General features: G+C 46.9%; 12 protein-coding genes. 8 read left to right on the forward strand and 4 right to left on the reverse strand.

The window, feature by feature from the left end; all coding sequences use genetic code 11:
* The 3 genes from QUB24_RS19055 to QUB24_RS19065 all read left to right on the forward strand — a co-directional run.
* The coding region (locus QUB24_RS19055) for a hypothetical protein (protein WP_333154736.1) at nt 1–421 on the forward strand (421 nt) is incomplete at its 5' end.
* Nucleotides 422–548: 127 nt separating this feature from the next.
* A complete protein-coding gene (locus QUB24_RS19060) occupies nt 549–827 on the forward strand; it encodes a hypothetical protein (RefSeq protein ID WP_333154737.1) in 279 nt (92 codons plus the stop codon).
* 492 nt (nt 828–1,319) lie between these two features.
* Complete coding sequence (locus QUB24_RS19065) at nt 1,320–2,249, forward strand: serine/threonine-protein kinase (protein WP_333154738.1); 930 nt, start codon at nt 1,320–1,322, stop codon at nt 2,247–2,249.
* On the opposite strand, the gene QUB24_RS19070 is transcribed toward QUB24_RS19065, so the two are convergent.
* The 3 genes from QUB24_RS19070 to QUB24_RS19080 all read right to left on the reverse strand — a co-directional run bounded on the left by QUB24_RS19070 (nt 2,243) and on the right by QUB24_RS19080 (nt 4,410).
* Nucleotides 2,243–2,869 (reverse strand): DnaJ domain-containing protein, encoded by a 627-nt coding sequence (locus QUB24_RS19070; RefSeq protein WP_333154739.1) that lies wholly within the window; start codon nt 2,867–2,869, stop codon nt 2,243–2,245. The genes QUB24_RS19065 and QUB24_RS19070 overlap by 7 nt on opposite strands.
* Nucleotides 2,870–2,999: 130 nt before the next feature.
* Nucleotides 3,000–3,593, reverse strand: a complete 594-nt coding sequence (locus tag QUB24_RS19075) for an ATP-dependent Clp protease proteolytic subunit (RefSeq protein WP_332983122.1) — start codon at nt 3,591–3,593, stop codon at nt 3,000–3,002.
* Nucleotides 3,594–3,750: 157 nt separating this feature from the next.
* Nucleotides 3,751–4,410 (reverse strand): ATP-dependent Clp protease proteolytic subunit, encoded by a 660-nt coding sequence (locus QUB24_RS19080; protein ID WP_242715759.1) that lies wholly within the window; start codon nt 4,408–4,410, stop codon nt 3,751–3,753.
* A gap of 72 nt (nt 4,411–4,482) precedes the next feature.
* Here QUB24_RS19080 and QUB24_RS19085 point away from each other — a divergent pair, with 72 nt between their 5' ends.
* The 4 genes from QUB24_RS19085 to thrB all read left to right on the forward strand — a co-directional run bounded on the left by QUB24_RS19085 (nt 4,483) and on the right by thrB (nt 8,010).
* A complete protein-coding gene (locus tag QUB24_RS19085) occupies nt 4,483–5,718 on the forward strand; it encodes a VWA domain-containing protein (protein WP_333154740.1) in 1,236 nt (411 codons plus the stop codon).
* 222 nt (nt 5,719–5,940) lie between these two features.
* Nucleotides 5,941–6,507 carry a Uma2 family endonuclease gene (locus QUB24_RS19090; RefSeq protein WP_333154788.1) on the forward strand — a complete coding sequence of 189 codons (567 nt, stop codon included), beginning with the start codon at nt 5,941–5,943 and terminating at the stop codon, nt 6,505–6,507.
* A 4-nt stretch (nt 6,508–6,511) separates the two neighbouring features.
* On the forward strand, nt 6,512–6,988 hold the full coding sequence (locus tag QUB24_RS19095; protein ID WP_333154741.1) for a tetratricopeptide repeat protein: 477 nt from the start codon (nt 6,512–6,514) through the stop codon (nt 6,986–6,988).
* 89 nt (nt 6,989–7,077) lie between these two features.
* The gene (gene thrB, locus QUB24_RS19100; protein WP_333154742.1) at nt 7,078–8,010 is read left to right on the forward strand and encodes a homoserine kinase; all 933 of its coding nucleotides are present in this window, start codon (nt 7,078–7,080) and stop codon (nt 8,008–8,010) included.
* Nucleotides 8,011–8,292: 282 nt separating this feature from the next.
* Here thrB and QUB24_RS19105 read toward each other — a convergent pair whose 3' ends face one another.
* On the reverse strand, nt 8,293–9,540 hold the full coding sequence (locus tag QUB24_RS19105) for a response regulator (RefSeq protein WP_333154743.1): 1,248 nt from the start codon (nt 9,538–9,540) through the stop codon (nt 8,293–8,295).
* Nucleotides 9,541–10,155: 615 nt separating this feature from the next.
* On the opposite strand from QUB24_RS19105, the gene QUB24_RS19110 reads away from it, so the two are divergent.
* Nucleotides 10,156–12,858 carry an endonuclease MutS2 gene (locus QUB24_RS19110; RefSeq protein ID WP_333154789.1) on the forward strand — a complete coding sequence of 901 codons (2,703 nt, stop codon included), beginning with the start codon at nt 10,156–10,158 and terminating at the stop codon, nt 12,856–12,858.
* Nucleotides 12,859–12,937: the final 79 nt, after the last annotated feature.

Here is a 12,937-nt window from a genome sequence, read left to right on the forward strand (position 1 = left end):
CTTGTTCAACACTCACAACAATAGAATACCATTATTGTTTATAATTGCTTATAAACTCAATGAAGTTTTACAATACCGTGAAGCGAAAGCGATCGGCGATACCGAAAAAATGGAAGAGATAAGGAAATTTATTGAGAGTACCGATGGGCTTCACTTGAGGGGGTTCTTCAAGCAAACTCTTAGCGGGAAATCCCCCACGTCTCAGGCCGTGACAAATCGTCCCCGCATTTTTGAAGTTGGCGACCGGGTAGTGGTTAATAATGTCGGTAGTCTATATCACGGGGCAAGGGGGGTTATCACAGAAATTCGTTCGTGCTCCTATCGCACGGGTCTACTGGTGAAATTTGACAAGGAGGTTTCCTTCTGCCAGCAGATCGAGTTCATTGCCGGGAATTTGATGTATCTCCCCGAAAACTGGTAGTCCCTGGTGTCGACTCCCTACAGCCTGACTTTTTACGGCTTTTCACTTGTGTCACGTGACTAAATACTTTACAGAACTAAAGCAGTCGTGTCAATCTGTTAATAGTAAATCACCTGACACAAGTGAAATGACTAGAAATATTAATGACGCTAGCTTAGCCAACCTCAAGCACTATGAGGGTAAATGGAAACACGGGCAAACCCGCACCATCCGAGTACCGATCGCCCTAGCAGATCGGGTGCTGACTCTAGCTCGACAACTAGATAACGGAGAATCGACTGACACAAGTGAATTACCTGATGCTGCTACCTTGCTCAACCAATTGAAAGCTAAGCGCAAAAAGTCCAAGTGCGACCTAGCGGATGTAGAAGCGATTTTGGATATGTTGGGTGGCTTGTTACCTTGACTCAGGGCGATCGCCCCGGCACGGGAGTTCGATCGTTTCACTCACACTATGCACAGGTTGTGATTCTAACTTTTCGGGTTCTGACCGAAAAGGTATCGGGTTAAGCATTCTAAAGTGTAGCCGCCTATTACGGGCGGCTATTCCTAAAAAAGCAAGGTAGTGCAAACACGGTGTGGTGTCGCTAGAAGATTGATAGAAGAGTTCGCTTGTAAGTGACTATCGGATAAGGGACACTGGGGCAAGTGAACAGGCAGTGACACGGGCTCAAAAACCCCTTAAAATGGCTGCTTTGCTAGAGTGCTGATAGAAATAAGGTAGTTAAAGGCTGAAAGTATTGAAAACAGTAAGGTTGCACAAATCGAATATGGTTTTATGCTAATTTATCAATCAAAGTGATCCGACTTCCCAAAAAAGAATGCAAAAGCAAGCTCTAAACCGATACAGCGTCAGTCATTGCCAATCTAAAATCTAAAATCTAAAATCTAAAATGGTATGATTTACTGCATCAATCCTCAATGCGAACAACGCGAAAATCCTGCTGCTGCTCAAAATTGTCAGGCTTGTGGCACGGATTTGTTAATTGGCGATCGCTATCGTATCCTTAAACCAGTGCGATCGCCCAATCCCGCACGCCCCACAAACATCTTTGAAGTTGAAGATTTGGGAACCGGGGAAAACGAATGGGGCACTGTCAAAATTTTAAAAGTCTTGAAACACGCCCACAACCCCGATTTAGTTCGCTTGTTCAAGCAAGAAGCGCGAGTTTTGATTTGGCTGGCCGGAAAGGGCTCAGTTCCCCAAGTCGAACCAGACGGTTATTTCCAAATTAAACTCCCTCATAACTTCCAGAAATTGTCATGTTTGGTGATGGAAAAAATTAGCGGAGAAAACTTGGCAGAATTATTAACTAAAAAACAGTACGTTTCTCAAAAACTAGCTCTTGATTGGCTGCAACAAATGACCAATATTTTGCAGGAAATCCACAAATATCATGTAGTGCATCGGGATATTAAGCCATCCAACCTGATGGTTGAAGCCAATGGAAAATTGAGATTAATTGACTTCGGCGCCGCCACAGAAGCAGAGATAGAGACCGCACCCATAGGTTCTGCTGGATACGCTGCACCGGAACAAATTCTCGGTAAAGCAGGCGTGCGATCGGACTTTTTTGCCCTAGGGCGTACTTTTGTACATTTATTAACAGGCCTAGAGCCGATCGACTTTCCCGTTAATGAAAAAACTGGTAAAATTAATTGGAGGAACCAGGCTGTAGATATTGACCCGTTACTCCTAGACTCGATAGACGAATTGATGGAACCCCTACCGGAAAACCGACCTGAAAATACCCAAGTTATTTTAGAAAAATTAAAAATTCACGACGCAGACCCCCTGCAAAAGGGGGACGCAACATCGCTTCAATAAATCTGTTCCAACCTGCGAAAATCCCGCTCAACTTCCGCCCACAAAGCCCGATTGTGAGGGTCAGTTTTCACAGCCTTTTTCAAATAAATTCTCGCCTTATCAACCTGCTTTTCTCCGATTAAATGCCGTCCCCAGCGCTGATAGGCGATCGCCTGCCACTGACGCACCTCCAAATCTTCGGGAACCCGTTGGGCCAAACCCTCAATCAAGGCGATCGCCCGCGGGAACCTCTGATATTTCAGCAACTGCTGCAACTCAAAATAAGCATCTTGCTTTAACTTTTGTTCTACCGCCGACAGATCCGCATGAGATTGAACCGCAGCCTCTTTTCGAGTCACCTTAACTGCCTGCGGTTGAGCTTTCACCCCCCGATCCGGCGGTGTCGAACTAGGCGCCACAGTGGTATTGGCAACTTTCGACTCCGCAACATCGGGGGGGGCAATTTTCAGCAGGAACTTATAAGCCTCAGTAATAGCAATAAACTTATTTTTAGCCTGTTCGTTTCCCGGATTCACATCGGGGTGATACTGTCTCGCTAACTGCCGATAAGAGGTCTTAACTTGCGATAAACTCGCACCAGACCTCAGTCCTAACTGTCGGTAATAATCTGCAATATCCATCTAGCATGAATGAGCGTTGATAGTACCATTAAATATGGCAGAATCCTTAAATGTAAAGATTCTGCCAAAATTTACTGCGAACTAGGTTGTAGTGCGAGGGTTGCCCACACTACGGTCGCGCAAAAATAACTTACGGACGATCTTCGATCACTCTGTCAATCAAGCCGTATTCTCTGGCTTCCTCAGCGGACATGAAATAGTCGCGATCCATGTCCTTCTCGATTTTCTCGATCGGCTTGCCAGTATTCTTAGCATAGATATTATTGAGTTCGTGGCGCAGCCGCAGAATCTCTTTCGCCTCAATCTGAATATCCGTTGCTTGTCCCCGCGTGCCCCCAGAAGGCTGGTGAATCATGATGCGCGAGTGAGGCAAAGCTAAGCGTTTCCCCTTCGCACCGGCAGCTAACAGGAAAGAACCCATCGAAGCAGCCAAGCCCACACAAATCGTCACCACGTCCGATTTAATGTGCTGCATGGTATCAAAAATAGCCATGCCTGCCGACACCATTCCGCCTGGGGAATTGATGTACAAAATAATATCCTTACCTGAATCTTCCGAATCAAGATAGAGCATCACAGCGATGATTTGATTGGCAATTTCATCGTCAATGTCCCTGCCCAAGAAAATAATTCGTTCCCGGTACAGGCGATCGTAGATATTAATCCACTGAGTATCATAACCACCCGGCATTTTGTAGGGAACTTTTGGCACACCTATAGGCATAATTCGGAACTCCGTTTAGTTGGTAATTGGTGGGCAATTGGTTATGGTTTATTAGTTATTTGTTACTTGTTATTTCCGGTTTTTTAGTTTGTGGTTATAATGACCAATAAACCATAACCAATAACTAATAACTAATAACTAATACCCCCTAACCGAATTAGATGACTCCTGCAGGCAGCGGTTTCGGCAATTCTTCCGAACTTTCAAGAACGCGATCGATCAAACCGTATTCTTTAGCTTCATGGGGCGTCATGTACAGCAACCGATCCATATCTTTAGTAATCTTTTCGATCGGTTGGCCAGTACAGCTTGCAAAAATCTCAAGCATCGTCGCTTTATTTGCCAGCACTTCCTTAGCCCGAATTTGAATGTCGCTGGCTTGACCCCGCGTGTAAGCCTTGGGTTGGTGCAACACAATCGAAGCGTGGGGCAAACTCGCCCGAAAGCCTTTTGTACCAGCCGCTAACAGCATCGCAGACATCCCCATTGCCGAACCGAGGCAAATAGTGTGCACAGGCGGCTTAATGTACCTGATCGTATCGCAGATAGCGAAGGCTTCTGTTTCAAAGCCGACGGGTTCGCCACTGTAACCAGAAGTGCCGGTCGAGTTGATGTAGATTTTGATCGGCTTATCCGGGTCTTCGTACTGCAAGAACAACAGTTCAGCGATAATCAGTTCTGTTACCGCAGGCACCAGAGGCATCCCCAGATAAACGATCCGCTCCTTCAGCAACAGGGATGGCAAATCGGGAGGTGGCGTCCGAGAGTTCCCTTCCCCGTAGTATGGCGATTGCACAGCTTTAATTGGTGTGTTCATATAACCGAAATGTTGCCTGAACTGATGGAGCTATTCTTAAAGAAATAGTAACGCAATCTTTAGGTATCCCGCATGAAAGTTAGTTTGCTCCCGGTTTTAAACGACCCGAACCTTGACGCTGCAGCGCCCTCGACGCAGCGCCAGCTAGCTATTTCAGTGTCTGCGATGGCAAGCTCGATCGACTCCAGCGTACCCTTAAACCTGTGCCTGATTCTCGACCACAGCGGTTCGATGGGCGGACGCCCCTTGGAAACCGTCAAACAAGCCGCCGGACGGTTGCTAGACAGGTTGAAGCCCGGGGATCGCTTTTGCGCGGTGGCTTTCGACCACAAAGCCAAAGTCCTCGTCCCCAATCAAATTGTGGGAGACCCCAGTAGCATTAAACGGCAAATTGAGCAATTGCGATCGGCCGGTGGCACAGCAATTGATGAGGGCATTAAGTTAGGTATTGAAGAGTTGGGCAAAGGCAAAAAAGAAGCGATATCTCAGGCGTTTCTGCTGACTGACGGCGAAAACGAACACGGCGACGACAGCCGCTGTTTGAAGTTGGCTAAATTGGCTGCCGACTACAACATGACTTTAAATTCTCTGGGATTTGGCGATAACTGGAACCAGGATATTTTGGAAAAGATTGCTGATGCTGGCGGCGGTGCTCTGGCTCACATTCAGCGTCCTGAAGATGCGGTTGACGAGTTTGGTAAACTATTTAGTCGCGTCCAAGGTGTAGGTTTGACTAATGCTTATTTGCTATTTTCCCTAATGCCAAAAGTGCGGTTAGCCGAACTCAAACCGATCGCCCAAGTTGCCCCGGATACGATCGAATTACCGGTACAGCAAGAGGGCGATCGTTTTATGGTGCGCCTGGGAGATTTAATGAAGGATATAGAGCGAGTAGTTTTGGCTAATATTTATATTGGACAGTTGCCCGAAGGTACACAAGCGATCGGGCAATTGCAAATTCGCTACGACGATCCGACTGTCGGTCAAGGTTTGCTTTCCGATCCTGTTGCACTTTCCGCTAATGTCCTGAAAGTTTATCAGCCGGCACTTAACCCGATGGTGCAGCAGCACATTTTAGCTTTGGCTAAATACCGCCAAACTCAACTCGCAGAAACTAGATTGCAACAGGGCGATCGAGCCGGTGCCGCCACCATGCTGCAAACTGCAGCTAAAACTGCTCTACAAATGGGCGATAAAAGTGCCGCAACTGTGCTGCAAACCTCTGCTACTCGTTTGCAGTCTGGTGAACAATTGAGTGAAGCCGATCGCAAGAAAACTCGGATTGCTTCTAAAACTATTTTGAAGTAATCGCGCGATTTGAAATTTTCAATAATTTTAAATTGGGCGATCGGACAATTCGGCGATGCGAAATCGCCTCTACAAAAACGAAACCCGCCTGGACGCGGGTTTCAATATTTTGAATCTCGCCTGCAGAAAGCCAAAGTCAGTGTAGCCCGATTGTTTCAAGCTGTGGATCGTGTAGAAGCTCGATCGTTTAGAATGTTTCTATCACCTATCAAGAGTGCTTGTATGAACCAGACAATATCTGATAAAGTACGCTGGACTACCGCCGATTTAGAACTATTGCCCGATAACGGCGATCGTTACGAAATTATTGATGGAGAGTTATTTGTGACTAGATCACCGCATTGGGGTCATCAAAAGGCTATAGGCAACCTCTACCAAGAACTTAATACTTGGTCGCGAGAGACTAATTTAGGACAAGCAGGAATCAATCCGGGTATCATTTTCACGGATGCTGATAACGTTATTCCCGATCTAGTTTGGGCCAGCAATGAACGCTTGGCTATCTTGCTAGACGAAGCTGGCCATTTAACGGCCGCACCTGAGTTAGTTGTTGAAGTATTGTCCCTCGGTGCAGACAATGAAAGACGGGATAGAGATTTGAAACTCAGACTCTATTCGGTACGAGGAGTACAGGAATACTGGATTGTGAATTGGCGGTTGCAGCAAATAGAAGTTTATCGCAGGGAACAAGCAAGTTTAAGGCTCATTGCTACCCTGTTGAACGCTGATGAATTGACCTCGCCTTTGTTACCTGGTTTTAGTTGCTCTATCGCTCGAATTTTTGCTTAGATTTATGAAACACTTTTACCGGGCGATCGGCATTTTAGGATTTGTTACCGTTTTGGGTGGCATATCCCCTGCCATTCCAGCAGAGTCAGCGCCAATACTCATCGTTCAAAATCCTGCTGAAGACTTATTTAATAGCGCTTTAGCCAAATCAGAAGCAGGAGACATTCAAGGGGCGATCGCCGATTACACCGAAGCCATCCGCCTCAACCCCAACTACGCCAAAGCCTACAACAAACGCGGCATCATCCAGGGCCGCCATCTCAAAGATTATCCAGCAGCTAAAGCAGATTTCGATCGCGCAATTGAAATCAACCCCAACTACGGCGATGCCTACTACAACCGTGCCAGAGTCCGCGAGTTCTTAGAAGACAAACCGGGGGCGATCGCCGATTATCATAAAGCAGCCGAACTCTATCAAAAAGATGGCAATACCAACGATTATCAAGATGCTATCAAGCATCTTCAAATGCTGCAAGAATAAATGGCTTTTGAAAACATAGTATAATACCTGCGATCGGCGTTCATCCGCATTCATCGGCGGTTAAACATTCCAAATTAACTATTCAAAAAATGCCCGAAACTTCCACCGTCACCGTCACCGTACCCGCCACAACCGCCAACCTAGGCCCCGGCTTTGACTGTATCGGCGCCGCTTTAAGCCTCTACAACCGCTTCCAATTCTCCCGACTAGAACCCTCAGCAACCGAGAAACTAAAAATTACTGTTACAGGCAAAGAAGCCGCCAAAGTCAAGACAGATGACAGCAATCTCGCTTATCTAGCCTTTGTCAAGTTATACGATCGCCTCCAACAATCGCCGCCGCCTGTAGCGATACATATAGATATGCAAGTGCCGCTGGCTAGAGGTTTAGGAAGTTCCGCCACAGCTATTATCGGTGGGTTAGTCGGTGCAAATGAATTAGCCGGAAAGCCTTTGAGTCAGGTGGAAGTGATGCAATTGGCGATCGAACTTGAAGGACATCCCGACAACGTTGTCCCCGCTTTATTGGGAGGTTGTCGCCTCGCTGCTAGCAATACACCAAGCGGTTCCTGGGAGATTTGCGATATTCCCTGGCATCCAAATATTGTGCCCGTGGTAGCCATCCCAGATTTTGAACTGTCTACAGCCGAAGCCCGCAAAGTTTTGCCAGCAGATTACAGCAAGGCTGACGCGATTTTTAATGCTGCACACCTCGGTTTGCTAGTGCGGGCTTTGGAAACTGGCAATGAAAACTGGCTGCGCTGCGCCCTCCAAGACAAAATTCACCAACCTTACCGGCAATCTCTGATTCGGGGATATGAAGCGGTGCAACAAGCTGCCCTGAATGCAGGGGCTTGTGGGATGGTAATTAGCGGTGCGGGGCCGACGCTTTTGGCTTTAACGGATGTTACTAATGCTGATGCGGTTGAGAAAGCGATGGCGGCTGCTTGGATGGAATTTGGGGTAAAGGCTGAGGTAAGGGCGATCGCCCTCGATACTCAAGGCGCGCAAGTCTCCCTTTAGTTATTTCACTCCTAGACACACAACATCTACATAACCGTGTTTTGTAGGGGCAACCCCCCGTGGTTGCCCCTCTCGATGGAATTATTCATATTTCTATTCTCTTCCTCTCTCCTTCAAATCTCTGGAATATCAACTCAAGTCTCTTTTCGATAACTTCTGCCATTCCCTCTACAAAATTTTACCTGAAAAAAGTGCAGTCATTGTAGGGGCGGATTCACAAGAATTTCCGGCTAAAACCAACCATTTCAAAAACCCGCCCCCACCAAGGGTAAATAGCATTAATTAGCTGTGACGCAGCGGAATCTCTATCTGAATTTTAGTGCCTTTACCCGGTTCGGAAAAACACTTAAACTCTCCTTTGTGCTGCTCTACAATTATCCGATAGCTGAGAGCAAGTCCCGATGATATGGGTGGTTCCGCAGGTTTTGCTCCCAAAAATGGCTCGGAAATTTGGGCTGTGATATCTTTGCTATGTGCGATGTCGTTATCAGCAATCTCAATCGAAATTCGCTGAGCATCGACCACCTGAGTGGTAATCAAAATCACAGGCTTAAATTTGATGGATTCCAATTCCTCTAAATCTTGAGCCGACTCTTCCAAAGCATTGATCGCGTGATTGATGATATTCAGAAAAGCTTGATTGAGCAGCCCTGCATAACACTCAATCTGTGGCAAATTGCCGAATTGTTTCATCACCTTGATGTCTCGCCTTCCCTCGCGAGCCGGCAAGCGGTGCTGCAACAACAACAGAGTATTTTCTAAACCGTCGGAAACATCAAATAACTGCCAGCCCGATCGATCGCTGCGGGAAAAATCCTGTAGCGACAAAATTATTTGGCGGATGCGATCGCTGCCGGTACGCATGGAACTCACAATTTTTAATAAATCGTCGAGTACGAATTCCACATCCATATCTTGCTGCTTTTGCAGAATTTCCGCTCCGGGATTGACTAGCTCTTTTTGATACAATCGCAGCAGTTCAATTAAATCGGCTGCGTAGCTTTGGACGTGAGTTAGATTGCTGTAAATAAAAGTAATGGGGTTGTTAATTTCGTGGGCTATCCCAGACACCAATTCGCCCAAACTAGACATTTTTTCATTTTGCAGCATTCGATCGCGCGACAGATCCAATTCTTGCTGGGTTAACTCCAACCGCGCCCTCAACTCGTGCGATCGCTTAGACGCGCGCACCCGCGCCAATAATTCCTGCTTAACTATCGGTTTAAACAGAAAATCGTCAAAGGGCGCATCCAATGCTTGAACTTCATCAAATTGCTCCGGTGTTGTCAGCAGAATAAAATAGGCTGCCGCCAATTCTCGCTCGGCTTTCACCAGCCGGCACACCTCCAAAAAGTTGATTTGAGGCGAAGTCCCGTCGCAAATTATCGCATCGGGGGACAATTCCTTCGCCAAGTCTAAACCCTCCTTGTCGTCGGGAACGACTCTCACCTGATGTCCCTCTTGGCTGAGTAACTCTTTCACAACTTGAAAAGTCACAGTATCCGCGACGATCGCCAGAATCTTTGCCATACTTCTATCATCTCCACAAATTACTTTTTAGGATACAACCGCCAGAATTGCGCTGACAGATTTAAAATTCCAAAATAGTTCAATTACATCAAAAAACAGCCCATACCCGCTCCCTCAAAACCAAAAATAGCCCATACCCTTTTAGATTTTATATTTTAGAGTAAAAAATTGGTAATGACCGAAAACATCCAGGATACCCGCCACGTGATTCATCCGTGGAGAAATTAAAAACGTGTATCCGAGAAACTTGCCCCCCGTATTTATCTCGCGCAAGTCAATGCTTCAATTCTTTAATCTAAAATCTAAAATCTAAAATCTAAAATCGATTGACTTACTGTATAATAGGTGGGAGCTTGCCTAAAGTTGCATATTTTTTGGGGACTGGTATCACGAGAAGGTATAATTTTAGACGGGTAATGCAAAAATGCAAATTTTCTCCTTCGTAATTAATGTTACATCAGAGCTTGCGGTCGAAAGACTGCTGAGGGCGATCGCAGATACTTTCTCAAATTGCCCCAGGAAACAATAAAAAACTTTAAAATCAATTAATAGTATCGTTAAATTCACCTTCTCGGTCAGCGCCTGGGAATGCCAATTACCAACACCACCTCAACTTTGATTCAAGCCGAAACACTAGAACTATTAGAATGGCCGCGCCTGTGTCAGCACTTGGCTACCTTCGCTGCCACCAAACTCGGCGTCGCCGCCGCCCTCGACCTCGAAATCCCGCCCACTCAAGCTCAAACAGCAGAACTCCTCGCCCAAACTCAGGAAGCTTATCAGTTAGAGAGCCGCGCTGGCGGTGCTTTGAGTTTTGAAGGAATCCAAGACATTGGCACTTCTCTGCAGCGAGCCGAACTCCAAGGTTTGCTCAGCGGCGAAGAATTGCTGGCAATTGCTACTACCCTCGCCGGAGCAAGGCAATTGCGCCGGATAATTGACTCTCAGCCAGATGTGCCGGCGCTCAAAGAACTGGCAGCCCAATTGCGGACTTATCCCGAACTAGAGCAAGAAATCCATCGCTGTATAGACGATCGCGCTCAAGTAGCAGACAGAGCCACTCCTAAATTAGCAGGAATTAGAGTTCAAATGCGACAGTTGCGCGATCGCATTTATCAAATATTGCAGGGGATTTTGCAGCGCCAATCCAACGCCGTACAAGAACAACTAATTACCCAAAGAAGCGGACGCTTTGTCATTCCCGTTAAAGCTCCCCAAAAAGATGCCATACCGGGCATCGTTCATGACTCCTCGGCCAGTGGCGCGACACTGTACGTTGAACCCCACAGCACAGTCAATCTTAACAACCAAATGCGGCAGTTGCTCAGGCAAGAACAAGCCGAAGAAGAAGCAGTCCGCCGCGCCCTCACAGAGCAAGTCGCAGCAGTAAAACCAGATTTAGACAGATTGGTGGTGGTAGTTACCACTTTAGATTTAGCGGCCGCTAAAGCGCGTTATAGTTTTTGGTTGCAAGCAAATCCGCCGAAATTTATCGAATTGGGAGAGCCAGAATTAGCACCAAAAAATCCCGAAAAAGAAGATGAGGAAAAAGAAGATGAGGAAAACTCAGAAAACAGTCAATTATTAATTCGCAACCTGCGATCGCAAATTACTCTCCGCCAGTTGCGCCATCCTTTATTAGTTTGGCAGCAGCAATACGAGCAAGGCTTTGCAGTCGTGCCGGTGGATTTAACGATCGGGCCGCACATCCGCGTCGTCGCCATCACCGGCCCCAACACTGGCGGCAAAACAGTCACCCTCAAAACGTTGGGATTGGCAGCTTTAATGGCGAAAGCAGGAATGTTTGTTGCCGCCCGCGAACCCGTAGAATTGCCTTGGTTCGACAATATTTTGGCCGATATTGGCGACGAACAATCTTTGCAGCAAAGTTTGTCTACTTTCTCTGGCCATATCCGCCGCATCAGCCGCATTTTAGAAGTTTTAGACGACAATAAATCGCAGGCTGAAGGGAAAGAAAATTCAAAGCTTCCAATTACTAATCCCCAACAGCAAGACGAACAAGTCACAGATACACAGAACACTGTTTCTGCTTCTGCTCTCCCAATCCTCAAACCTAAATTACAAATTTCCCAACCCCAAATCCCAATTCCCGATTCCCAATTACCAATTCCCAAATCTTTAGTTTTGTTAGACGAAGTAGGAGCGGGGACAGACCCCTCAGAAGGCAGTGCATTGGCGATCGCCCTGTTGCAATACCTCGCCCAACATTCCCTATTAACAGTTGCAACTACCCACTTTGGCGAACTCAAAGCCCTCAAATATCAAGACTCCCGCTTTGAAAATGCCTCAGTAGAATTTGACGACAATTCCATGCAGCCAACCTATCGCTTGCTGTGGGGAATTCCCGGACGTTCCAACGCCCTCACCATTGCCAAAAGACTCGGTTTGCTAGCATCCATAGTCGAAGAAGCTCAAACCTATGTCGGGGGAGCCTCTCAAGATGTCAATCAAGTAATTGCTGGACTCGAAGCACAGCGCCGGAAACAGGAAACCAAGGCCAGAGAAGCAACTCAACTGCTACACCAAACCGAAAAACTGCACAGGGAAGTTTCTCAAAAAGCAGCCGCTTTGCAAGAGCGGGAGCGAGAACTAAAAATAGCTCAGGAAGTGGCAGTAAATGAGGCGATAGGGTCGGCAAAATCAGAAATTGCTCAAATCATTCGTCGCTTGCAGTCGGGCAACCAGACGGCTCAAAATGCCCAACAAGCGACAGAAACCTTAAATCAAATTTCTGAAAAACACCTGCCCTCTCGACAACAACCGGCTAAACCCAAACCGAGTTTTATGCCGAAAGTGGGCGATCGCATCCGCATTCCCAGCTTGGGCCAAACCGCCGAAGTGCTCAGCGGCCCCGACGCTAACGAAGAGTTGAGTGTTCGGTTTGGGATTATGAAAATGACTGTCAAACTCGGAGAAATTGAATCCCTCGACGGTCAAAAACCGGAAACTAAAGCTCAATTAGCCAAGGCGGCCGCCCAAGCACAAGCACTCGCTACCGCTAAAGCTAAGCAAGCAGCGGCGGAACCTGCAAAACCCAATCCCGAAATTGCTATTCGCACTGCTAATAATTCGATCGACTTACGGGGTGCGAGAGTCTCCGACGCGGAAATCGAAATAGACAGAGCTCTTTCCAAGGCCGTGGAATACGGAGTGCTGTGGATAATTCACGGCAAAGGTACGGGACAGTTGCGGCGCGGGGTTCACGAGTTCCTCGCGAATCACCCGCAGGTTTCCCGCTTTGAGTTGGCTAGTCAAAAAGAAGGAGGTGCAGGTGTGACGGTGGTTTATTTGAAATAGTTAGGATTTACGCATTTCCGGTTGACTTGTAATTATATAGTTGTCTGCCGCAAAACAAGTCGCAACTAACATATTATAC

The organism is Microcoleus sp. B9-D4 (assembly GCF_036705105.1).
In the GTDB taxonomy this organism is placed as follows: domain Bacteria; phylum Cyanobacteriota; class Cyanobacteriia; order Cyanobacteriales; family Microcoleaceae; genus Microcoleus.